The following is a 499-nucleotide window of genomic DNA, read 5'->3' on the forward strand; positions in this document are numbered from 1 at the left end:
GGCGCTCACCCGTTTTCGCCGGGCAGCCGCTCGAACTCCGCCAGGGCGTGCGTGAGCCACTGGGTCCAGAAGGTCTCCAGATCGATGCCCGCACGCAGGACCAGGTGCTGCAGGCGGTCCTGGGGGGTGTCGCGGCCGGGCTGGAAATCGCGCTTCTCGAACTCCTCGTACTCGGCCAACTGGCCCTGGTGCAGGGCGAGATGACGGCGCAGGTCGGCCTCGATGCCCTCCGTGCCGACCACCGCCGACGCGCGCAGGCGCAGCAGCATCGTGTCGCGGTACGGCTTCGGGTCCTGGGACGCGGCGGTCCAGCGGGCCAGTTCGGCGCGGCCCGCGGGCAGGACCTCGTAGCTCTTCTTCTGCCCGCGGGTCGGCTGCTCGGTGGGCAGGGCGCGGATGTGTCCCTCGGCCTCCAGTTTTCCCAGCTCGCGATAGATCTGCTGATGCGTGGCCGACCAGAAGTAGCCGATCGACCTGTCGAACCGGCGGGTCAACTCCA

The 499-nt window shown here is 69.9% G+C and carries 1 protein-coding gene; it reads right to left on the reverse strand.

Annotation, left to right across the window (positions count from 1 at the left end; translation table 11 throughout):
• Positions 1 to 5: 5 nt before the first annotated feature.
• A partial coding sequence (locus STRTUCAR8_RS11185; protein WP_063748512.1) for a PadR family transcriptional regulator occupies positions 6 to 499 on the reverse strand: 494 nt, incomplete at its 5' end.

The sequence above is a fragment of the Streptomyces turgidiscabies Car8 genome (assembly GCF_000331005.1).
Taxonomy (GTDB): Bacteria; Actinomycetota; Actinomycetes; order Streptomycetales; family Streptomycetaceae; genus Streptomyces; species Streptomyces turgidiscabies.